Genomic DNA, 22,714 nt, shown 5'->3' on the forward strand with positions numbered 1-22,714 from the left:
GTCCAGTAACACCTGTTAATCCAGTTACACCAGTAAGTCCAGTAACGCCTGTTAATCCAGTCACACCAGTAAGTCCAGTCACACCAGTAAGTCCAGTAACGCCTGTTAATCCAGTTACACCAGTAAGTCCAGTCACGCCTGTTAATCCAGTTACACCAGTAAGTCCAGTAACGCCTGTTAATCCAGTTACACCAGTAAGTCCAGTAACGCCTGTTAATCCAGTTACACCAGTAAGTCCAGTAACGCCTGTTAATCCAGTTACACCAGTAAGTCCAGTAACGCCTGTTAATCCAGTTACACCAGTAAGTCCAGTCACGCCTGTTAATCCAGTAACACCGGTAAGTCCAGTAACGCCTTGAAGACCTACTGGGCCCGCAGGACCACGTCTACCAGTAGCGCCTGTGGGACCAGTGATTCCAGTAGTACCTGATATATCTATTATAGTTTCATTTCCTCTTTCGTCGAAATAACTAATTGTTCCGTCATTATTATTTCTTATGCTGGTAAGGGTTTCGAATTCTTGTACTTTCGCGTCAAGGTCAATGCTATTAGGAACACCTGTTTCGTTTGTGTATATTAATTGAGTTCCATCTGGACTAAGTTGAAGAGAAGTTATCGTTTCTGAACCAGTTCCATTGTTGCATAAACTAGACCAACTATCATTATTATATTGAAAAAGACAATTTTCATCAGTGTTATAAACAATAGCTCCATTAAGAGGAGCAATATTAAACATCTGGTTATTAGTAATTCTGGTAACTACTAATACCTTAGAATTACTTTCTAATTCAAGTAGAGAAGAAGGATCAATATTATCAGGATTGTCTCCTATTTTAACTTGCGCACTTAAGCTAGCTAAAGAGGAAATAAATAATATGATGACAAATAGTAATCTTACTCTCATAGGCCTTAACCTTAAATTTTATTAAGTATAAATTAGTATTTTGGTTTTATAATAAATTGATAAAGGGTGTAAATTAGTAATTTTCCACGACAAAACACATTGAAATCTCGTTTAAATGTAAAAATTTAGTCTAAAATAATATTTTTTGAGTTATTTTTGATAAAATAACGACAATTTTTTAATGAAATGTTAATTTTTGATAAGTTAAAAAATGTATCTGCTACTATTTAATATAAAATTATCTTTATGAGTAAAACTCTTACAATTATAATGCCAGCTTATAACGAAGAAGAATCACTAAGGTTTTTTTTTCCTGAGGTTTTAAGTCATTGTAAAACAAGTGGTTATGATTTAATTGTGGTTAATGATGCTTCTAAAGATGATACATTAAAAGTGCTTAATAATTTGCGAGCAGGAACTGATTATGATTTTGAAATTATTTCTCACAAGGTAAATAAGGGTTATGGAGGGGCTATAAAAAGTGGGATAGAGGAAAGTAAAACAGATTATGTGGTAACTATTGATGCTGATGGACAACATTATTTAAGCGATGTTGATAAGTTGTTTAAAAAGGTAAAAGGTACGGATGCTGATTTAATTGTTGGAAGTAGGAAAGGTTTAGCTTCTGCTTCTACTTTTAGAAGTATAGGTAAAAATATTATCAGATTTATAGCAAAGTTATTAATGGAGCTTCCTATATATGATATTAATTCTGGTATGAAAATTTATAATGCTGATTTAGTAAAAAGATATTTAAAGTTAACACCTAATACAATGGCTTTTAGTGATATTATTACGTTAACTTTTATACATAATAAGCATTTAGTTATAGAAGAGCCTATACAAATTAAAGAAAGACTTAAAGGGGAAAGTACTATTGGTGTACGAACAGCTTTTGAAACGGTATTAGAGATTATTAATATGATTATATTATTTAATCCAGCACGAATATTTTTACCCATTTCAATGTTTTTTTTTGTTTTTGGAATTGGCTGGGGAAGTATTTTCTTTTTCCAAGGCAAAGGCTTAAGTATTGGAGCAAGTACTTTACTTTTAATGGGATTATTAATTTTTCTTTTGGGATTAATAGCAGAACAATTATCTGCAGTTAGAAAAAATCAATAAATTTCTATTTTAAGAAGGTGAAATTTATGATAACAGATAGTTTGAATGATATAGAAGGAGTTTATTCGCGAGAAGCGGAATTGTTTACTGCTTATTTAGTGTCTTCTCCATTAAATGAAAGAGAAAAAAAACTTTATAATAAAGCAATGATTCATTTTGATTTAAAATTGTCGAATTTTGAAAAAGAACTTTTAAAGAAAATGATGAAAAGTAACATTAATATGGCTACTGTTGATGCGGGTTTGGCAATACTAAAACCTTCAAGTTTAGTACGAAGAAAGTTATTTACAATGCTTGCAATATTAGAGGCTTCACCTAATTATACGTCACATTTTTTTTCTAAAGAGTATAGTTGGAGTTATTACTTTAAATTACTTTATGTAGGAGTTAGAGCTGTATGTAGAACTATTGCAGGAGTGTTTATAGTAAAAAAAATAGAGCGCAAGTGCATTTAAATTTTGATTATTTAGTTGTCGGTTCAGGGGCAACAGGTGCTATAGCAGCAAAAACACTTGTTGACAAAGGTGTACAAGTCGGTCTATTGGATATTGGAGAAGAAGATAACGTATACAAAGATTTAATCCCTAATACAGATTTTTTAAGTATTCGAAAAAAAGATACTGAACAGCATCGTTATTTTTTAGGGGATCAATTTGAAGGAATTCCATGGGAAACAACCCGAGTAGGTTCACAATTAACACCACCTCGTAGTTTTTTAACTCGTTTTTCTGAGGCTTTTTTTCCATTTGATTCAGAGAGTTTTCAGCCTTTAGAAAGTGCTGCTAAAGGTGGACTAGGTGGAGGATGGGGATTAGGAAGTTATGTTTTTTCTAAATTGGAATTAGAAGCTGTTGGTTTGAGTGACTATGAAATTAATGCTTCTTATAAAGAAATAATGGACTACATAGGAGTTTCGGGGATTTATGATGATGGAGGGAAATATGGGTTAGGATCTAATAAAAAAATTCAGCCAGCAATGAAATTAGATGTTAATCATCAAAAAATTTTAAAGGCATATCAAAAGAATAAATACAAACTTAATAAGAATGATATTTATGTAGGTCAATCGGTATTAGCACTTCTTACAGAAGATAAGTTGAATAGAAAGGCTGTTCAATATCGTGATATGGGTTTTTGGAGTGATACCAATAAGTCGGCATACCGTTCTTGGATGACTATTGATGAATTAAATAAAAAACCTAATTTTAAGTATCATAAAAATTGTTTAGTAACTAAATTTGAAGAATTTGATGGAGGTGTTCGTGTTTTTGTGAAGCGAACAGATACTAATGAGATTCAGCTATATACTTGTAAAAAATTAATTTTATCCCCAGGTGTTTTAGGAACAGCTAGGATTGTATCAAGATCCTTTGATTATAAAAAAGAAAAATTACCTATTTTATGTAATCCATATTCATACATGCCTTGTATAAATAGACGTCAGTTAGGAAAAAAAGTTGATCAGCACCAAACAAGCTTTGCTCAATTGGTAATGTATTTGGATGACCAAAAAAATAATTTTGATGTTGGCGTTGCTGCGTTGTTTAGTTATCGATCATTATTATTATTTAAATTGATTAAAGAAACTCCTTTGAATTTTGCAGATGCCAGAATTATAATGCAATTTTTGCAATCTTCGTTTACTATTGCCGGAATTCATCATCCCGAAAAAGGTTCTGATAATAAATTTATTTCCTTAACAAAAGATAAGGATAGTTATACGGGAGATAAATTAGTTGGACAATACATATTATCAGAAAAGGAATTGTTTAAAAATAAAAATAGAGAGAAAAAGTTCAAAAGTGCTTTAACAACCTTGGGGTGTTATCCAATGAAAACAATTCAAACACCCGCTGGAGGAAGTATTCATTATGGGGGGACATTGCCATTTTCTGAAAATAATGAACTGTTTCATGTGTTAAAGAATGGCAAATTAGGAGGAACCAAAAATATATATGTAGCCGATGGTTCAGGTTTTAAATACCTTCCTGCCAAAGGAGTTACATTAACATTGATGGCTAATGCAAATAGAGTTGCAAAAAATGTATTAAAAAATGAATAAAACAATTGCTATCACTGGAGCAAATGGATACTTAGGGAATTCATTAGTAACACATTTTAGGTCAAAATCATGGAAGGTGAAAGCTTTAGTTAGAAATATGCCTGTCGATTTTTTTGAAGAGGTGACTTATTGTAATTATGAAATGAAATCGGAGTTAAATGAATTTGATTTTGATGGAGTTGATTTTGTTGTGCATGCCGCTTATGTGAAAAACGAAGTGGATAAAAATTCAGACGAGATAAATATAGAAGCAACAAAAAGATTAATTAATTTATGTAAAAAAAGAAAAATTAAATTAGTTTTTTTGTCTTCATTTTCGGCACATAAAGTTGCTGTTTCCCATTATGGAAAACATAAATTAGCTTGTGAAAAATTATTTGATTTGCAAAAAGATGTAGTTTTAAAAATAGGCTTTGTTATAGGGGATAAAGGGATATTAGCTGAAATTGTTAAACGCATTAAAAATTCATCATTTTTTCCTTTAATTGGTGGAGGGCAACAACCTTTACAGACAATTTGTATTAAGGATTTTAATCTTTCTGTGGAAAAAGTTTTATTAGATAAAGATTTAGTGGGGAGTTTTAACTTAGCACATGAAGAAGTTATTGCGATGGAAGTTTTTTATAAATATATTGCTAATTTACTTGGAGCTAAAGTTTCTTTTATTAATGTGCCAACTTCATTACTATTAATAGCTTGTCTTTTTTTTGAAAAATTAGGAGTTAAATTACCAGTGTCTTCTGAAAATGTATTGGGATTGAAAAAATTAACTACATTTAATACATCAAGAACTCAAAATGATTTAGGGATTTGGTTTAAGGGGTATAAAGAAAGTTTGAGCAAAGTTTTGACTAATTAAAAAAAAAGAGTTTGATAGAAAGAATACTTTTTAAAAAAATATCAGCAAGTGGTTTGGCTGTTTTTAGAATAACCTATCACCTTGTTTTTTTGTTTGAAATTTTTAAAATTTTTAATTATCGTCAATTGTATTTTGACGAAATTCCTTTTTTAAAGCCTCATTTTCCTGATACAACACTTATTTTAATTTTATGGCTATTTATTATATTTAGTATAATAATAGGATACAGGACAAAACTGTTTAGTATAATTAATTATATTTTTGGAGTTGTTTTTATTTCTTCAGCAGTAAGTTTTGAGTATCATATGTTCTATGTATACTCGGGGATTAACTTTTTATTTATGTTTCTACCATCGAGTTATTCATATTCATTAGATTATTTGAGAAAAAAGTTCTATTTAGCAAAACAAGGTAAAGTTTATATAGCACCAAAGGTGTCAAAAATTAATTATTTTATTCCTGTTTTTTTAGGCTTGGCATTAGTTTATTTTGATTCAGTGATTTTTTATAAGTTCAAATCCAATGTTTGGATGAATGGTTTAGGTTTGTGGTTACCTTCATCCTTACCTCATATCACGATATCCAATTATCAGTGGGTTTTAAATCAAGAAATGCTAGTAAAATCTTTATCTTATATAACTCTTATTTTTGAATTTGTATTTCTTTTTATTTTTTGGATTAAAAAGTTTAGATTACCATTATTTGTTATTGGTTTAGCCTTACATATAGGAATTTACTTTGAATATCCTATTCCTTATTTTGCTTTAGGCTGTATGAGTATCTATTTGTTGATGGTTCCTGTTTCATTATGGGATAATTTAAATTCATTTTTCAAAAAAAAAATTTCTAATTATGTGAAAAGAAAAAAAATAGGGAATGTGTTTCTATTTTTTAAAAAACAATTTGAAGTTAATAATATAGATATACCTAGTAAATCTAGATTTAAATTGCGAAATATTTTTTTTTCTATTAGCTCAGTTAGAAATGCTTTTTTTGTTTTTTTAATTGCATTTTCGATTTTAGCTCAGCGCCAAGTATATTATTCATTTTCTAATAATAAAAATATAACTTATAAGGTTAATCAAATACTAAAAGAATTTTTAGGAATTACTGGACATTCATTATTTATAGACGATCATTTTGAAGGATATAATAATGTTTTTACACTTAAATTTAAGGGGCAATTTTTACCTTTTTTGAATGAAGAAGGTATGCCAGACAAATATATTTCAGGAGGATCGTTTGCATATTGGACCTTTAGAACAAATGGCCCTTATGTAAAGGAAAAAGGATATAGATTAGAAAAAGGTTTGATGAAGTTTTCTGCATTTTGGATATATAAAAATGAATTGAAAAATTTAAAAAAAATAGAATTTGATATTGTAAAAAAAGAAATTAGAGGGCCTATGAAATGGGAGAAAGATCTTTTGAAAAAAAACATAGAAGCTCCATGGAAAAACGTAGGGAAATTGATTTGGTCTAATGGACGGGCAAAATTTGATTGGAGTTTAAAAGGAAAAAATAATAACAGTCATTAAATAGAATAACTATACATTGAAAAAATTAAAAGAGACTCTTAAATTAAGTTATAAAAACCTATTCGTAATTTTAGTAGTTCTTGTAGGAATTTTAATGCCTTTTTTAAGTTATGATTATGGGGTTCATGAGGATTCTAGATACCATCAAGAGCATGGTGAACGACTGTTACAATTTTATAAGGGTGTGGATAGCGTAGCATCTCAAAGTCCACTTAATGAAAAAGGGTATTTTGTTGATGTAAATAAAAGTTTAAACCATGAGCATCGAGGGATGAATGGTTTTGGAGGCTTTTTTGATTTAGTAGCTAATTTTTGTCATCAGTTTTTTCCAAGCATAGGGATATACGAATTTAGAAATATCATCAACAGTTTATTTGGGTTTTTATTATTCCTATTCTGTGGATTATTGGCGAAGGAATTAGGTAATTGGAGATCTGGAGTTTTTTCTTTTGTGCTTGTGGTTTTAACTCCTGTACTTTTGGGGCACTCAATGAGTAATCCTAAAGATATTCCTTTTGCTGCATTTTATGTATTTTCTATATATCATATTGTAAAACTATTCAAAGAATTTCCTAGAGTAAGTGTTAAAAGAGGCCTGTTTTTAATAATCAATATTTCACTATTAATAAATGTACGATTAGTTGGTCTTGTTGTTTTTGCACATTTGTTTTTAGCTTTATTTGCATGGTTAATTATTGAAAATTATAAGAATGGAACTAGACAAATAAATGTAAAGAATGGAGTGTTTCTGTTATTAAAAATAATAGGGATTAGTTTTTTAAGCTATTTGGCAACAGCAATTTTTTGGCCCTACATTCAAACAAAACCTTTTGTAGGTTTAATTGAGTTATTCATACGAGTAAAAGATTTTAAAGGTTTTGAAAATATTCAATTGTTTGAAGGTAAATGGATCACTAGCTTTAGCATGCCTTGGTACTATATGATAAAAGTTCTATTGTTTATTACCATGCCAATAGCTATTTTATTAAGTTATGTTTTGATTCCTTTTTATTATTTAGAAAAGGATAAGACTCAAAAAATACTTTTTTCAATACTACTTTTTACAAGCTTATTTCCTTTGTTTTTAATTGTAATAGGAAAGCCAAATAGTTATGATAATGCTAGACAATTTTTATTTGTGGTTCCACCAATCATAGTAGCAGGAGCATTAGCTTGGGATAATTTTTTAGCAAGTATATCAGCTAAGCTTTTATACAAAAGAGTATTCGTTGTAGTTTTTGTAATGCTACTTTTGGAACCTTTTTTATACATAACAAAAAATAAACAATTAATACCACTTTATTTTAGTCCTATGATTGGTGGAGTTGAGGGAGCCTTTAAAAAATATGAGATTGATTATTGGGGTTTTTCAGTTAAACCAGCAGTGGATTGGTTGAAAAAAAATGTAGGATCTATTGAAAAACCAGCTAAAGTGCGTTTATTTTATGGAGATCAACTAAAGCTTAGTTATTATGTAGATAAATCACCTAATTTAACACATGTGGTTGCAGCTTACCAATCAGAAGATTGGGATTACTCAGTAGTTATGTTTGCCGAAGCTAAACACAATAAATCATTATTAAATAATTGGCCTCCAAAAAATACGGTGCATGAGGTTAAGGTTGATGGTGTTACAATTTGTGCTATTATTGAAAATAAATTTGAACCCCTAAATGAAATTGCAAAGCTTCAAAAAGAATTAAAGATCAAACCTTCTGTTTCTGGTTTTGTTCGTTTGGGACTGTTTTTTTATGCTAAAAAAGAGTATGTAAAAAGTATTTTAGCAAATAAAAAAGCCATTAAATTAGATCCTCAAAATAGCATTGCCTATAATAATATGTGTATTGCTTATAATTTACTACATATGTATGCAAAGGCAGAAGAGGCTTGTGAAAATTCATTAAAATATCAATTTTCAGAGTTGGCTAAAAACAACCTAAAAATGGCTAAAGAAAATTTGACCAAAACAGAAGTACTTAGCTCCGATCAATATCTAGCTTTAAGTAATCATTATTTTTTATTGGGAGAGTATGAGCAATGTATTACCGAAAGTAATAAGTTATTAAAATTAAGTCCTAAAAATAGTGTTGCATATAATAACATATGTGCTGCATACAACGCTTTGGGGCAATACAAACAAGCTAAAATGGCTTGTGAACAGGCCTTAGAAATAAAACCAGAATTTCAGTTAGCAAAAAATAATTTAGCAATATCTCTTAAGGGATTGAAAATTAATTAATCTGTGATTGTGATAATGAATAATTGTAGTTATTCATTAAAAGTTGATTTTTAGGGTTTATTTCTAATCCCTTTTTTCCAGCTTCAATAGCTTTTTTCCAATTCTTTAGGGAATTATAAGTGGCGCAAATATTATTGTAAAGATTATCTGAATTAGGATGAACAATAAGTCCTTTTTTAGCTATTTCAATTGATTTAGCAAGCAAACCCGAATTGTAGTAAAATAGACTTAAATTAACAAAGTTTTTTTCACTTGGTTGGGATTTTAAAGTGTCAAGCATTTTAGAAATAGTAACTTTTTGATTAATTGAATAGTTAAGGTTGTTTTTAGCTAATTGAAATTCTGGTTTTATTTTTAAAGCTTTATTGCATGCAATAATCGCTTCTTCATATTGGCCAATAGCATTGTATGTCGCGCAAATATTATTTAGAGCATCTGCGTACAAAGGATTTATTTTTAATGCTTTTTTTGAAGTTTCTATGGCTTTTGAGTATTTCTTATTTTGATAATATTCAATACTTAATTGTAAATACTTTTCAGCACTTGGGTTTTTGTCAATCAAGTGTTCTTTTAATTCTATTTTACTAATTTTATTCGTACTAGCGTGTAAAAATTGTTTAGTCTTTACGTTATTAAGATCTAATTTTAAAGTGCTTTTTGCTAAGCTTTCCAATTTGTTCCACTCCTCATTATCTTGATAAATTTGCATAATCAAAAAACGAGTATTCATGTGTGCAGGAGCTAATTGATGTGCTTTTTTTAAATTAGCAAGAGCTTCTTCTTTTCTTGAATTTTTGTACAAAAAATCACCATAATGATACCATGTAATATAGTAATCATAGCCATGGCTTATTGCTTTCTTAAAATAAGATTCTGCTGTTTTAGAGTCTTTATCAAGTGTGCTAATTAGTCCTAAATTCACATAAAGTGTATGGTAATTAGGGGTGAGTTTTAAAGCTTTTTGGAAGTATTTTTTTGCTATTTTATATTTTCCTTGTCCCATTTTTATAACTCCATAATTCATTAAACCCCGTCCGTTTTTGGGACTCTTTAGGGTAACATCTTTCCATAAACTTTCTTCAGAGTCCCATACCTTATTTCTTTGAACAGTTCCAAAAGCATAAATGCTCATTAAAAAACAAACTATAATGGAGAAATAGATAGGTTTGATAGTTTTATTTTCTTGCGTAAGCTTAATAAATAGAAGACTTATTGACCAACATAAAGCTAAAATTAATCCAATGTAAGGAAAAAACATTCTATGATCATTCATTACTTCTGCTAGTGGGATTATACTTGAAGTAGGTAATAGTGCTAAAAAGAACCATGCAATTCCAAAGCTAATAGGGAGTAGTTTTTTGCTTTTTGAAGTAAGTATAGCTACTACAATTAATAGACAAACAAATATAATTCCTAAAATAAATTGCCATTTAAAAATACTAGATATAGGTAACCAATCAGTATCGGCGCTCAAATGAATAGGAAAAAACAAACTGCCAAAATAATATGAAAATACAGATGGCTGTGTAATCAAGTAATTGAAAACTGATTTTCCGCCCGAAATATATGAAGTAGGCATCATTTTACTATGGAAAATGTAAAGAAAAAAGCAGACTAAAAATGTAGGGATAACTTTTTTAAAAGAGGCTAATGCTTTAATAAATCCATTTTGTTTCGTTATTTCAATAAAACTCACATTGCTTTCAAAAAGCAGTAAATAGCAAAAAAATAAAGGGCCAAACATAATTGCAGTTGGCTTACTGAGCATACCTAGTATAACAGGAATTAGGTACAGGAAATATTTTTGGGCAATACTGGAATATTGATAAATAACAAAAGCTAATAGAACAAAAAAGGTAGATTGAATATCGGATCTTGCAATAATGTAGTTAACTGTTTCTGCCATTACAGGATGAATCATATAAAATAAAGTACCACCAGCTGCAAAGTAAAAATTGTATTTTGTTTTGTGTGAAAGTTCTACTACTTTAAAAATAAAAAGGAAGAGTAATACTCCCTGAGTCAAAAAGAAAATGAAGTTACTTAAATGAAAGTAAAATGGTTTATAGCCATTCCCAAGCCAATAATCAATAGCTATTGAGGAGGCTACTATGGGGCGATAAGTCTGATTTTGTGGTAACGGACTTGAAGTTGTTCCATCTTTAAAAAAAGAAGGAATATTTTTTAGATCCCTTACGTATGGATTATTTAAAATAGCATGCGAATCATCAAAATGAAAAGCATTATCAAAATGATTTAAATACACAATTGTTGTACAAATGCTCATTATAATTAAAAAAAGCCAAGTCTTTTTTTGAATAAAAATTTCTGATAATTGCATTAAAATAGTTTTGTAGTAATAAGACAAATATATAAAGCATAATTTAATCCATTAAAAGAACTGGTGAAAAGAGGGTGTTTTGTTTTACTAAAAAATTAAAATCAAGTAGTACTTCTGGGGTAAGAATATTTTTTTTAGTAATTTGAATTTTCTAGTAAAGTTATATGATTGATTCTCCAAATACGAAATTGTCCTTAATAGTTCCTGTTTTTTTTGAACAAGAAGTAATTAAACAATTTATTAAAGAAGTTATTGAGGAGCTCGTTTTTTTAGCATTATCATATGAAATTGTATTTGTTGATGATGGTAGTCAGGATAACACTGTAAATTTAATTAAAGAGGAAGCAATTAAAAATGAGCATATAAAATTGCTCGAATTATCGTATAACCATGGTAAACAAGCAGCAGTCACAGCAGGTATAAGTTATGCCTCGGGAGATTACATGTTATACATGGATCCCGATTTGCAAGACCCTCCTAAAGAGATAAAAAAATTTATCGATGAAATAGAAAAAGGTTATGATCTTGTTTTTGGAGTAAGAAAAGAGAAGAAAGATAGTTTTAAGAATAAAATTTTCTCAAAAATATTTTGGTCAGTATTAGATAAATATACAGGATTAAATTTACCAAGAGGTTTGGCTGTAATGCGAATTTTTAACAAAGATTTTGCCGAGCGTTTTTTAATGTATAATGAACAAAATCGATTTATTGAAGGTTTGTTTATGCATGTAGGAATGAATCAATCAGTAATAGAAATTGAACAGAGACCACGTTTTGCAGGAGTGAGTAAGTTTAATTTTAAAAGAAAAATGAATTTAGCTTTTGATGCCATTTTTGATTTTTCTGAACTTCCTTTAAAATTAGCAGTTAAATTTGGTGTTTTTTTAATTTTTTTTGGTGGTATAGCTTTGTTTTTAATTTTAATAATCAAATTATTTTTTGTCGATTTCCAGTCTGGATGGCCTTCAATATTTGGTTTTTTAATTCTTTCTTTAGGAATCCAGCTTTTTTTTATAGGACTTTTAGCTATTTATACAGGAAGAATATATAAAGAATCTAAGTCCCGACCTTTATTTTCTATTAAAGAGAAAACAAATATTTAATTACTAATGAAAATTGCAATTGTTGGAGCGAATAGCTTTTTGTCTCAGGTTTTATTAAATAAATTAGTTGATAGTCATAGCTTAATTCAGGTTTACCATAAAAAAAAAGATAAACTCAATAAATGCATATCAAGTCAACAAATTGATGACTTTTTAAAGGAAAAACCTATTGTCGATTATGTATATTTTATAGCATCTTATATTAACTTTGATGAAAAAGCAGAAAGTATACATAAAATTTATAAAACTAATGTGGCTTTGTTAAAGATGATTTCAGATACCTTTACCAATGCTAAAATCATTAATACATCATCTGTTTCTGTGTATAAAAATATAAATAGTGTTATTAATGAAGATACTATTTTAGAACCAGCAAGTAGTTATGGGATGTCCAAATTATGGGCAGAATTAATTGTTAAAAAACATAAATCGGGAGGATGTAATGTCCGAATTTCTTCCATTTTTGGAGAAAATATGAAGATGAATACTTTTTTACCTATAATTATCAAACAAGCTATAGAAAATAATAGCATTGAAATTTATGGTAAAGGAGATCGAAAGCAAAATTATATACATGTTAATGATGTAGCAGAAGTTTTAGTAAAAGCATTAAGCTTAGATAAAGATTACAATTTATTAGCTGTGGGTAGTAAATCGTATTCAAATTTGGAGATTGCTAATTTTATAAAGGAAATACTTCCTAAAACTAAAATAGTTTTTTTTAGTAAAGACACTACACCAAGTTTTTTTTATGATAATTCAAAAACCAATATGATTTTAGGTTTGTTACCTAATACTAATTTTAAAGAAAAACTACGAAATACTATTTTATGGATTCAAAAACAGTACTAGTAACAGGTATAGGAGGTAATGTAGGTCAGGGGATTTTAAGAAATATTAGGTCCTTAGAAAGGAATATAAAACTAATAGGAACAGATATTTCGGCATTTACAGCGGGTAATCATTTATGCGATAAAACTTTTCAAGTACCCTATTCCTACGAAGAGAATTATATAAGAGTTATTCAAAAAATTGTTGATGAAAATAAAGTAGCACTCATTATACCTTCTACAGATTACGAAATTTATTACTTGTCACTATACAAACAAGAAATAAAAGCACAAGTTTTATCCTGTGATAATAAAATTGCAGCACAATTTTTAGATAAATATTTAACGTTTAAACTGTTTAAAAATAGTGAGATCCCTTTTGCAAAATCATGGTTGCCATCAGAATATGATAATACAGAATCACAAATAATAGTTAAACCAAGAAAAGGGAGAGGATCAAGAGGGATAACGGTAAACCCCAAAAATATTTCAGATTATACTGATGATTATATGATCCAAAAATTACACCTAGGAATTGAAATTACTACAGCAGTATATGTTACTAAAAAGAATAAAATTCATGGTATTTGTTCCATGGAACGTAAATTAGATAATGGTACAACCTCGCAAGTAATTTTTAATAATTCTTATGATGCTAAATTAATGAAAATAGCTTCTAAAATAGTTGATTTAGGAGGAGTTAGAGGAAGTTTTAATATACAAAGTATTGTGGATGTTAAAGGAGAGGTGACCCCTTTCGAAATAAATGCTAGAATTTCTGGTACAAATTCAATACGTCATGCGTTAGGTTTTCAGGATGTTAAGTATTCAATACAAGAATATTTATTTGACGAACAACCTGCAAAGCTTACTATTAAAAATACAAAAGCTATTGCGGTACGGGTTTTAATGGATGTTATTTATCCAGAGGCGAGTACGTTTGAAGAATTGAATAATAGGGACTCAAAACATTTTATTTATTAACTTATGAGTAAGTATGAATATATACTTTTTGATGTAGCAGGAACACTTTTGCACAAGCCATTATTTTATGGTACTTTTTTAAATGTTTTAAAAAACTATGATTATGTAATTGATGAGTTAGAATTTAAAAAAAGGCATAAGCTATTGTCAGAAGTGATTCTATTTCCTGATAGAACAGATAAAGAATTTTACACCTTTTTTAATAAGGAAGTATTATATAGCTTAGGTGTTTTGCCTAATGAAGAAATGTTAGATAAGTTATTTGAAGTTTGCTCATACTTACCATGGGAAAAATATAAAGATACAGAGGTGCTTACAGAAATAAAGCTATCCATAGGTATAATATCAAATTTCAATAGCACATTAAAATCAAAATTGGATACGTTTTTTGATCCAATTTTTAATGATATTTTAGTGTCTGAGGAATTAGGTGTGGCCAAACCCTCGTTAGATTTTTATAAGCGAACTATTGATCAAATAGGTGTAGCACCTAACAAAATACTTTATGTTGGGGATTCTCTTAAATTGGATATTGTTCCGGCAAAAGCACTAGGAATAAATACATTGTTGGTAGATAGAGATTGTTTTTATCCAGAATCAAAAAATAGGATAGATAGTCTAAAAGATATGTTAACTTTAATTAATGAATAAAATTTTAGGAATCATAGGGGCGGGGCACTTAGGACAGCAAATAGCTTATCATGCTAAAACTGATCATCATTTTGATCAAGTTGTTTTTTTTGATGATTTTGAAACAAAAAATTTTGTTAGAGGTCACAAAGTTATAGGGAAAGTATCTGAAGTTTTATATAGCTTTAAAAATCAATTAATTACACATTTAATTATTGGAATAGGCTATAAGCATATGGAAGTAAGAGCCAGTTTGTATAATTCATTTAAAAATAAAATTCCATTTGCCTCTATTATTCATTCTACCAGTTGGGTTGATCCATCTGTAAAAATTGGTGAAGGAGTAATTATTTATCCAGGGACTATTATTGATGCAGGTTGTATTTTGAATGATAATATATTGATTAATGTGGGGTGTACAATTGCTCATGATACTGAAATTAGCTCGCATTGTTTTATATCGCCAAGTGTAGCTTTAGCAGGTTTTATATATGTTGGAGAGCAATCTGTTTTGGGTATAAATTGTACAGTAATTGATAATATAAAAATAGTTTCTAATACCCAAATAGGAGGTGGAGGGGTAGTTATTGAATCCATTACTAATTCAGGGGTATATGTAGGTAATCCAGTTCGATTAATAAGAAGTTTATGATTCCATTTAATAAACCATACATGACAGGAGACGAGCTTTATTATATAAAGGACGCAGTGTCTAGAGGGAAAATATCGGGGAATGGGTATTATACTCAAAAATGTCATTCTTTTTTTAAAGAAAAAATAGGCTTTCGAAACTGTTTGCTAACATCTTCATGTACAGATGCATTAGAAATGGCAGCTATTTTACTTAATATACAGCCAGAGGATGAGGTTATTATACCTTCGTATACATTTGTGTCTACAGCAAACGCATTTGCTTTGCGTGGAGCTAAAATAATTTTTGCCGATAGTTATGAAAACAATCCAAATATAGATGCTAATACTTTGGCAAAGTTGATCACCAAAAAAACAAAAGCAATAGTTGTTGTGCACTATGGGGGGGTAGCCTGCGATATGGATACAATCATGGCAGTAGCAAATCAAAATAATATATATGTTGTTGAAGATGCCGCTCAGGCTATAGATTCGTTTTATAAAGATAAATCTTTAGGGAGTATAGGTCATTTAGCGGCATTTTCTTTTCATGAAACAAAAAATATAATTTCAGGCGAAGGCGGAATGCTTGTTATTAATGATGAAAAATTTGATAAAAGGGCCGAAATTATTTGGGAAAAAGGAACAAATCGATCCGCTTTTTTTCGAGGCGAAGTTGATAAATATTCATGGGTTGATATAGGCTCTTCATTTTTACCTTCAGATGTTACAGCAGCTTTTTTATTTGCTCAACTTGAAAATTTGAATAAAATTCAAAAAAGAAGGATAGAGATTTGGAATAGGTATTATGAAAATTTAAAAGAATTTGAAGGTAAATTTAGGTTGCCATTTATACCAGAATATGCTACAGTAAATGGGCATTTGTTTTATATGATTTGTAATTCAGAAAACGAACGCGATTCATTAATGTCTTATTTAAATACTAATAATGTTTTTGCGGTATTTCATTATGTATCATTGCATAAAAGTAAATTTTATTTGAAGGAAAATTTATTAAAAAAGCTTTCAAATTGTGAGAATTTTTCTGATTCATTAGTGCGCTTACCTTTATTTTATGAGTTAGAAATAAAAGATCAATTAAGAATAATTGAATTAATAAAAGACTTTTATGTAAAATGATATGTTATCAAGTCTGTTAAATTTCAGTGTAGTTTTTAATATTATTTTTATAGATAAGTAACATAATAATTACCCCTCATTTTGTGATACGGTTTATGTTTTTCTATATTAATAGATAAAACAAGCTTTTAAAGTAATATAATGAATGAGTACATGGCATTGGCATAGGGTTGAGTTGTTAAAACGTTTTAAGTATTTGATTTATAAGAATAACTAGATGTTGGTGTAAAACAAGAGTTGTTATTTTTGATTAAAAAAATAATATTTTAAAATTTAGAGTTAATTAATATTTTTAGCATACTTTTTTAAGTAATTTTAAGCTAATGGCAGACAAATTAAGTAAAAACACTGGATGAACTTCATTCGATAAATCAATCTTATTTAATTAAACTAGTCCTAATGTATGTAAATCAACGGTTTGCGTTTACTATAATTTAATCAAATATTGATTTATTAAGGTATTTAATTTGTATTTTTGCAGGCTATAAAATTTCAGAATATAATTTGAAATCAGAATTAACTTTTCAATGAAAAATTTTAAACGATTTTTAAAATACGTATTACCCTATAAAAAATATCAATTTTTAAGCATATTGTTTAATGTGCTATATGCTTTATTTTCGTCAATTTCGATGCTTTCATTACTTCCCATGATTAAAGTATTGTTTGAAGATGGAGAAAAGATTCGAGAAAAGCCAGTATTAAACGGTATATCAAACTTTGATTTAGACTACTTTGAAAATTATTTAAATTATTTTATTACAAACACAAATGAAACAAAAGGTCCATTGGCAACATTAATATGGATGGTAGTGTTTGTACTAAGCACATTTTTGCTGAAAAATTTATTTAGTTATTTATCAATCATTTATATGACATATCTAAATAATGGAATTCTTAAAGATTTAAGGCAAGATGTATACAGAAAAGTAATAAGTTTAAATGTTTCATTTTTCTCAAATGAAAGAAAAGGAGATTTAATTGCTCGTATGACATCTGATATAAATACAATTAAAGCATCATTTATGAGTGTTTTAATGATGATAAGGGAACCATTGACTATAGTTTTTACATTAATTGCAATGGTATATATTAGCTGGAAGTTAACAGTTTTTGTATTTATTTTTATTCCTATATCAGGTTTTTTAATTTCTAAATTGGGGAAGTCCATAAAAAGTCAATCAGGTGATATTTTTGCAATGGAGGGAGAATTACTTTCTAATATTGAAGAAACTTTAGGGGGGATAAGAGTTGTTAAAAATTTCACTTCGGAAAATTATTTTGTAAAGCGTTTTACGGATTTTACAAATACAATTAATGAAATGAATAATTCGATTGGAAAAAAAATGAGTTTAGCAGCTCCATCAAGCGAATTTTTAGGAATTTTTGTGATTTCAATTATTTTGATTTACGGTGGATCATTAGTGCTAATTGAAAAAACACTTAGTGGTGGCGCTTTTATCGCCTACATGGGACTAGCTTATCAAATTTTGACACCTGCTAAGGCTATTACCAAAGCAAATCATGCTTTGCAAGGAGGAAATGCGGCTTATGATAGAGTAGCATTTATTTTGGATGCTAAAAATCCATTAAAAGATAAACCTAGTGCAAAAATAATTACTGATTTTACAAAAGAAATAAAGTTTAATAATATTTCTTTTAAATATAAGGATGAATATGTTTTGAGGGATTTTAATTTAACTGTTCCAAAAGGAAAAACCATAGCTTTGGTTGGTGAGTCTGGTAGTGGGAAATCAACGCTAGCTAATTTAATAACACGTTTTTATGATGTAACTGAAGGTAATATTACATTCGATGGAGTTGATATAAAGGATGTTACTTCAAAGTCCTTGCGAGAGCAAATGGGAATTGTAGCCCAAGATTCTATATTATTTAATGATACTATTGGAAATAATATATCTTTAGGAGTGGATAGTCCTAAGCAAGAAGATATTGAAGCGGCTGCAAAAATAGCCAATGCTCATAATTTTATTTCAGAATTTCCTAAAAAATATGATAACCCAGTAGGTGATGGAGGTGGAATGCTCTCTGGAGGTCAGCGTCAGCGTGTAGCTATTGCAAGAGCAGTGATGAAAAATCCTCCGATTATGATATTGGACGAAGCAACATCAGCTTTGGATACGGAATCAGAAAAAATAGTACAAGATGCTTTAGAGAATATGATGGAAAATAGAACCTCTATTGTTATTGCTCATAGATTATCTACTATTCAAAATGCAGATTTAATTGTGGTAATGAAAAAAGGTCGAATAGTGGAACAAGGTTCCCATGAGGAGTTGTTAAACATGAGTGGAACATATGCTAATTTAGTTCGTTTACAGTCTTTAGAAGTGAATTAATAATTAATAATATTAAATATGTCAAAAGTAGGAATAATTGTTCAGAGGTATGGACTTGAGGTTAATGGAGGAGCTGAGCATCATTCAAGAATTTTAGCAGAAAGATTAAATAAAAGGCATGATGTTACAATATTAACAACAAAAGCTTTGGATTACATTTCTTGGGATAACCATTATAAAAATAATGAGGAGGAGATTAATGGGGTTTTAGTTAAGAGATTCAAAACTAATTATTGTAGAAATGAAAAAAAAACAGGAAAATTAAAAGGGACTATTTTAAAGCAAAGAAAGTACCAGCGTTTTTTAAATAATTTTTTTTTAATAAGAAAGCTGGATGAAAAGTTTTCGATTTTAGGACCTACAAAAAGGCAAAGTGAACAGTGGTTAAACTATCAAGGTCCATATTGCCCCGATCTAGTTGATTATTTGAAAATTAACAAGGATAAATATGATTGTTTCATATTTTTTACTTATTTGTATTATCCTTCAGCTCAAGGCTTAAAGGTTGTAAAAAACAAAAGTATTTTTATCCCTACTGCTCATGATGAGCCTGAATTTTATGCTAAAACATATATAGAAGTTTTTGAATCAGCTAAGTTCATAATGTATAATACAATATCAGAAAAAAAATTAATAGAAAATACTTTTAAAAATATTACTAAGTTTTCTGATATAGCAGGAGTTGGTGTAGAGCCTTGTGAATTGGTGGCTTCAGATGAAATTATTTACGATTTCTTTTTGTATATAGGTAGGGTTGATTTAGCAAAAGGGTGCTCTGATTTGTATGATCAATTCGTAGAATACAAGAAACAGTATCCTAGTGATGTTAAGTTAGTATTTGTGGGTAAAAATCATACAGATCTAAAAGGTAGAGAAGATATTGTTTTTACAGGTTTTGTAGATGAAGATTATAAGAATAGTTTACTGTTGAATTCTAAGGCTTTAATCATGCCTTCTAAATATGAAAGTTTATCAATGGTAACTTTAGAGGCAATGAATAATGGTAAGATTGTCGTAGTAAATGGAGCTTGTGAGGTGCTTAAAGATCATATAGAAAAAAGTGGCTCAGGGTTTTGTTATGATTCTGATACAGAGTTATGTAATAAGTTAAATAGTATCTTAGAGATGCCCGAAAGTGAACAAAAGCTTCATGCAAAAAATGCCCAAAAATATGTCCTAAATAATTATACATGGGATAAAATTATAAATAAGTTTGATAAAGCAATAGATTTTATTCAAAAACAATAATGAAGGGAATAAATATTATTGGTCACACAGATGGCGAGTTTGGTTTAGGTAAAGCCCTTAGGCTTAATTTAAAAGCTTTAAAACATACAGATATTTCATATAAGGTTTTTGATTTCAAAAATCTAATTTCTAGTGGTATGTGTGATTTTGAGCATGAGATAAATATAGTTCAAGTTTCTTTGCATGAGGTTAATGAAATCATTGATAATCTTCCAGCTGATTTTTTTGAGAAATATTATACTATTCTTTATTTGGTATGGGAGTCCGAATTCGTACCTGAAAAGTATCATTACAACATAAATTTATTTGATGAAATATGGACGGCTTCGACTTATTGTAAGAGAATTTTCACTTCTTTTTTTAAAGGTGAAATTACTGTGATTCCACATCCAGTAGAAATTAAGAAGAATAAGAAAAAAGATTGTGATCTTTTGGAAATTTATGATTCAAACAAATTTAGTTTTTTATATGTTTTTGATTTTAATAGTTCTGCATTAAGAAAAAATCCTTTTTTTTTAGTAAAAGCTTTTAAAATAGCTTCTGATAAAGTTGATCATAAAATAGAATTAATTTTAAAAACATCTAATTCGCATCATCATGTTAAAGATTATGAAAAATTAAAGCAACTGATTGATAGTGTGTTTAATATTAAGCTGTTAGATGGGAGAGTTGAAAGGGATGATTTAAATTCTTTGATGAATTCTTGTGATTGTTATATTTCTTTACATCATTCAGAAGGATTTGGATTGACAATGGCAGAAGCTATGTCGTTAGGTAAGCCTACAATTGCTACTAATTATTCAGGTAATACAGAATTTATGGATATTACTAATAGTTTTTTAGTAGATACAGTTATCGAAACTGTAAAAAATACTGACGTACATTTTGATAAAAATACAACATGGGGAAATCCATTATTAGAAGACAGTATAAAAAAAATAGTTTATGTGTTTTCAAACCCTAGAGAAGTTAAAATAAAAGCGGAAAAGGGAGAACGAGATATTGGTAATATGCTTTCATTTAGATCAATAGGAGGTTTGATAAGAAGCAGAATAATTGATATAGAGTCTAGTTTTTACATCTATGAAAATTATAAAAGAAAATTAAATTATTTTAGAAGTCAAGCTATCGATAATGCTTTAAGACTTGTTCAGAAAGAAAGAGAGCTTAAGAAGATTAAAAAAAATATTCTTTTAAAGTTTATTTTAAAATTAAAAAAAGGATGAATGGGATTAATGTTTTAGGATATATAGATGGAGAATTTGGGCTGGGAGAAGCTGTTAGAAGAAATCTAAAGGCCTTAAAGACGTCAATAATTCCAATAAATGAAATTGATTTTAATCAAGTTAGGTCAAATGAGAATTATAATTATACATTTGATTACTCTATTAATTTGGTACAGATATCTTTAAATGATATTGATGTTTTTTTTAGCACTATTAACCCAGCATTTTTTAATGATAAGTATAGTATTTTATTTTTGGTATGGGAATCAGAGTATGTTCCAGAAAAGTTAAAAAAAGCGATTAATCTCTTTAATGAAGTATGGACTCCATCGACTTATTGCAAATATATTTTTAGAAAAATATATGAAGGTCCAATTATAACAGTTCCTCATCCTGTTGAAGTGAAATTAAAACCTATACAGAATCATAATTCTTTAATATTTTTCGAAGAAGATAAGTTTAGTTTCTTATTTATTTTTAATTACCATAGTTCAATTGAAAGGAAAAACCCATTTCATTTAATAGAGGCTTTTATTGGAGCGTTTGAGAATGATAGTAATGTAGAGTTAGTAATAAAAACTTCAGGTTCCAGAGATTATAAAAGTTTAGAAAAAAGGTTGCATAATTCTATAAGGGGAAATAGAAATATTAAAATAATTGATATTGATTTAGATCGAAATAGTGTAGATCATTTAATAAATAATTGTGACTGTTATTTGTCATTGCATCACTCTGAAGGTTTCGGCTTAACGTTAGCTGAAGCAATGTATTTAGGGAAACCTACTTTGGCATCTAATTATTCTGGAAATACAGAGTTTATGAACCAAAATAATAGTTATCTAGTAGATTGTAATATTGGTGAAATTGAAAATCCTGATGCTAATTTTTCAAGTGAAACTATATGGGGACATCCTATACTTGAAGACACTATTGAAAAATTGAAATTGGTTTATAAAAACGAAGAATTAAGAAAAGAAAAGGCTATTTTAGGAGAGAAGGAAATAAAAATGAGATTATCTTACAAGGCGGTAGGTACTATAATGAGTAATAGGTTGAAGCATTTATACATAAATTTTGATGAATTGACTGTAAATAACAATCATGATGCATATTTATTAAATCAGTTGCAAATTGCAAATACAGAAGTAACTCATTTACAAAGAGAAATTCGTCGGATGAAGAAAAATGTTATTATTAAGTTTGTGCTTTTTTTTAAAAACGGTTTTAGAAAATTGAGAAAAAAATAGCGTATTGATGAGGTTAAAGGCATGTTTAGGAAGCGATTAAAGCCTTGTGTTGGTTGGTATTCTTCTTTAGGCGCATTCAGAGAATAGCCTAATTCTCATAAATTATACATAAAAAATCCAAAATTTGATAAATTCAAGTTTTGGATTTTTGTTTTTTAGGTCATTTTAGGCGCATTCAGAGAATGCTTGATTCTCATAAATTATACATAAAAAATCCAAAATTTGATAAATTCAAGTTTTGGATTTTT

The 22,714-nt window shown here is 28.7% G+C and carries 17 protein-coding genes and 1 pseudogene; 16 read left to right on the forward strand and 2 right to left on the reverse strand.

The features are described 5' to 3' along the window. A pseudogene (locus tag KQA_RS19985) lies at positions 1–904 on the reverse strand (hypothetical protein); the annotation flags it as partial. A gap of 246 nt (positions 905–1,150) precedes the next feature. Between KQA_RS19985 and KQA_RS0217110 the strand changes: the two are divergent. From KQA_RS0217110 to KQA_RS0217135, 6 genes are read left to right on the forward strand one after another with little or no spacing between them, the layout of a single operon-like run. Then, positions 1,151–2,029, forward strand: coding sequence for a glycosyltransferase family 2 protein (locus KQA_RS0217110; protein ID WP_081483275.1), 879 nt, complete (start codon positions 1,151–1,153; stop codon positions 2,027–2,029). Between the two features lie 26 nt (positions 2,030–2,055). Continuing rightward, entirely contained in the window at positions 2,056–2,484 is a 429-nt protein-coding gene (locus KQA_RS0217115; RefSeq protein ID WP_010182801.1) for a hypothetical protein, read from the forward strand. Further along, on the forward strand, positions 2,475–4,091 hold the full coding sequence (locus tag KQA_RS0217120) for a hypothetical protein (RefSeq protein WP_010182802.1): 1,617 nt from the start codon (positions 2,475–2,477) through the stop codon (positions 4,089–4,091). Before KQA_RS0217115 ends, KQA_RS0217120 begins: the two co-directional genes overlap by 10 nt. After that, a complete protein-coding gene (locus KQA_RS0217125; RefSeq protein ID WP_010182803.1) occupies positions 4,084–4,950 on the forward strand; it encodes an NAD-dependent epimerase/dehydratase family protein in 867 nt (288 codons plus the stop codon). The genes KQA_RS0217120 and KQA_RS0217125 overlap by 8 nt, the downstream gene beginning before the upstream one ends. Before the next feature lie 11 nt (positions 4,951–4,961). Then, positions 4,962–6,488, forward strand: coding sequence for a hypothetical protein (locus KQA_RS0217130; protein ID WP_010182804.1), 1,527 nt, complete (start codon positions 4,962–4,964; stop codon positions 6,486–6,488). 16 nt (positions 6,489–6,504) lie between these two features. Next, positions 6,505–8,727, forward strand: a complete 2,223-nt coding sequence (locus KQA_RS0217135; protein ID WP_010182806.1) for a tetratricopeptide repeat protein — start codon at positions 6,505–6,507, stop codon at positions 8,725–8,727. On the opposite strand, the gene KQA_RS0217140 is transcribed toward KQA_RS0217135, so the two are convergent. Further along, positions 8,720–11,068: a tetratricopeptide repeat protein gene (locus KQA_RS0217140; protein WP_010182807.1), complete on the reverse strand. Its 2,349-nt coding sequence runs from the start codon at positions 11,066–11,068 to the stop codon at positions 8,720–8,722. The genes KQA_RS0217135 and KQA_RS0217140 overlap by 8 nt on opposite strands. 164 nt (positions 11,069–11,232) lie before the next feature. Here KQA_RS0217140 and KQA_RS0217145 point away from each other — a divergent pair, with 164 nt between their 5' ends. The 10 genes from KQA_RS0217145 (at position 11,233) to KQA_RS0217190 (ending at position 22,466) form a co-directional block, all read left to right on the forward strand. Further along, entirely contained in the window at positions 11,233–12,171 is a 939-nt protein-coding gene (locus KQA_RS0217145; RefSeq protein ID WP_010182808.1) for a glycosyltransferase family 2 protein, read from the forward strand. Positions 12,172–12,177: 6 nt separating this feature from the next. Continuing rightward, entirely contained in the window at positions 12,178–13,023 is an 846-nt protein-coding gene (locus tag KQA_RS0217150; protein WP_010182809.1) for an NAD-dependent epimerase/dehydratase family protein, read from the forward strand. Next, entirely contained in the window at positions 13,002–13,985 is a 984-nt protein-coding gene (locus tag KQA_RS0217155) for an ATP-grasp domain-containing protein (protein ID WP_010182810.1), read from the forward strand. The genes KQA_RS0217150 and KQA_RS0217155 overlap by 22 nt, the downstream gene beginning before the upstream one ends. A 3-nt stretch (positions 13,986–13,988) precedes the next feature. Beyond that, positions 13,989–14,636, forward strand: a complete 648-nt coding sequence (locus KQA_RS0217160) for an HAD family hydrolase (RefSeq protein WP_010182811.1) — start codon at positions 13,989–13,991, stop codon at positions 14,634–14,636. Then, entirely contained in the window at positions 14,629–15,267 is a 639-nt protein-coding gene (locus KQA_RS0217165) for an acetyltransferase (RefSeq protein WP_010182812.1), read from the forward strand. Before KQA_RS0217160 ends, KQA_RS0217165 begins: the two co-directional genes overlap by 8 nt. Then, positions 15,264–16,385, forward strand: coding sequence for a dTDP-4-amino-4,6-dideoxygalactose transaminase (gene rffA, locus KQA_RS0217170; protein ID WP_010182813.1), 1,122 nt, complete (start codon positions 15,264–15,266; stop codon positions 16,383–16,385). Before KQA_RS0217165 ends, rffA begins: the two co-directional genes overlap by 4 nt. A gap of 527 nt (positions 16,386–16,912) precedes the next feature. Next, positions 16,913–18,745 carry an ABC transporter ATP-binding protein gene (locus KQA_RS0217175; RefSeq protein ID WP_010182814.1) on the forward strand — a complete coding sequence of 611 codons (1,833 nt, stop codon included), beginning with the start codon at positions 16,913–16,915 and terminating at the stop codon, positions 18,743–18,745. An 18-nt stretch (positions 18,746–18,763) separates the two neighbouring features. Further along, positions 18,764–19,993: a glycosyltransferase family 4 protein gene (locus KQA_RS0217180; RefSeq protein ID WP_010182815.1), complete on the forward strand. Its 1,230-nt coding sequence runs from the start codon at positions 18,764–18,766 to the stop codon at positions 19,991–19,993. After that, positions 19,993–21,219, forward strand: coding sequence for a glycosyltransferase family 4 protein (locus KQA_RS0217185; protein WP_010182816.1), 1,227 nt, complete (start codon positions 19,993–19,995; stop codon positions 21,217–21,219). The genes KQA_RS0217180 and KQA_RS0217185 overlap by 1 nt, the downstream gene beginning before the upstream one ends. After that, positions 21,216–22,466: a glycosyltransferase gene (locus KQA_RS0217190; RefSeq protein ID WP_010182818.1), complete on the forward strand. Its 1,251-nt coding sequence runs from the start codon at positions 21,216–21,218 to the stop codon at positions 22,464–22,466. Before KQA_RS0217185 ends, KQA_RS0217190 begins: the two co-directional genes overlap by 4 nt. The last annotated feature ends 248 nt before the right edge of the window (positions 22,467–22,714 follow it).

The organism is Aquimarina agarilytica ZC1, from assembly GCF_000255455.1.
GTDB classification, from domain to species: domain Bacteria; phylum Bacteroidota; class Bacteroidia; order Flavobacteriales; family Flavobacteriaceae; genus Aquimarina; species Aquimarina agarilytica.

Bases quoted from the DNA above. Each gene is read 5' to 3' on its own strand.
- KQA_RS0217110 (WP_081483275.1), top strand. From the start codon at position 1,151: ATGAGTAAAACTCTTACAATTATAATGCCAGCTTATAACGAAGAAGAA.
- KQA_RS0217115 (WP_010182801.1), top strand. From the start codon at position 2,056: ATGATAACAGATAGTTTGAATGATATAGAAGGAGTTTATTCGCGAGAA.
- KQA_RS0217125 (WP_010182803.1), top strand. From the start codon at position 4,084: ATGAATAAAACAATTGCTATCACTGGAGCAAATGGATACTTAGGGAAT.
- KQA_RS0217140 (WP_010182807.1), bottom strand. From the start codon at position 11,068: ATGCAATTATCAGAAATTTTTATTCAAAAAAAGACTTGGCTTTTTTTA.
- KQA_RS0217145 (WP_010182808.1), top strand. From the start codon at position 11,233: ATGATTGATTCTCCAAATACGAAATTGTCCTTAATAGTTCCTGTTTTT.
- KQA_RS0217150 (WP_010182809.1), top strand. From the start codon at position 12,178: ATGAAAATTGCAATTGTTGGAGCGAATAGCTTTTTGTCTCAGGTTTTA.
- KQA_RS0217155 (WP_010182810.1), top strand. From the start codon at position 13,002: ATGGATTCAAAAACAGTACTAGTAACAGGTATAGGAGGTAATGTAGGT.
- KQA_RS0217160 (WP_010182811.1), top strand. From the start codon at position 13,989: ATGAGTAAGTATGAATATATACTTTTTGATGTAGCAGGAACACTTTTG.
- KQA_RS0217165 (WP_010182812.1), top strand. From the start codon at position 14,629: ATGAATAAAATTTTAGGAATCATAGGGGCGGGGCACTTAGGACAGCAA.
- rffA (WP_010182813.1), top strand. From the start codon at position 15,264: ATGATTCCATTTAATAAACCATACATGACAGGAGACGAGCTTTATTAT.
- KQA_RS0217175 (WP_010182814.1), top strand. From the start codon at position 16,913: ATGAAAAATTTTAAACGATTTTTAAAATACGTATTACCCTATAAAAAA.
- KQA_RS0217180 (WP_010182815.1), top strand. From the start codon at position 18,764: ATGTCAAAAGTAGGAATAATTGTTCAGAGGTATGGACTTGAGGTTAAT.
- KQA_RS0217185 (WP_010182816.1), top strand. From the start codon at position 19,993: ATGAAGGGAATAAATATTATTGGTCACACAGATGGCGAGTTTGGTTTA.
- KQA_RS0217190 (WP_010182818.1), top strand. From the start codon at position 21,216: ATGAATGGGATTAATGTTTTAGGATATATAGATGGAGAATTTGGGCTG.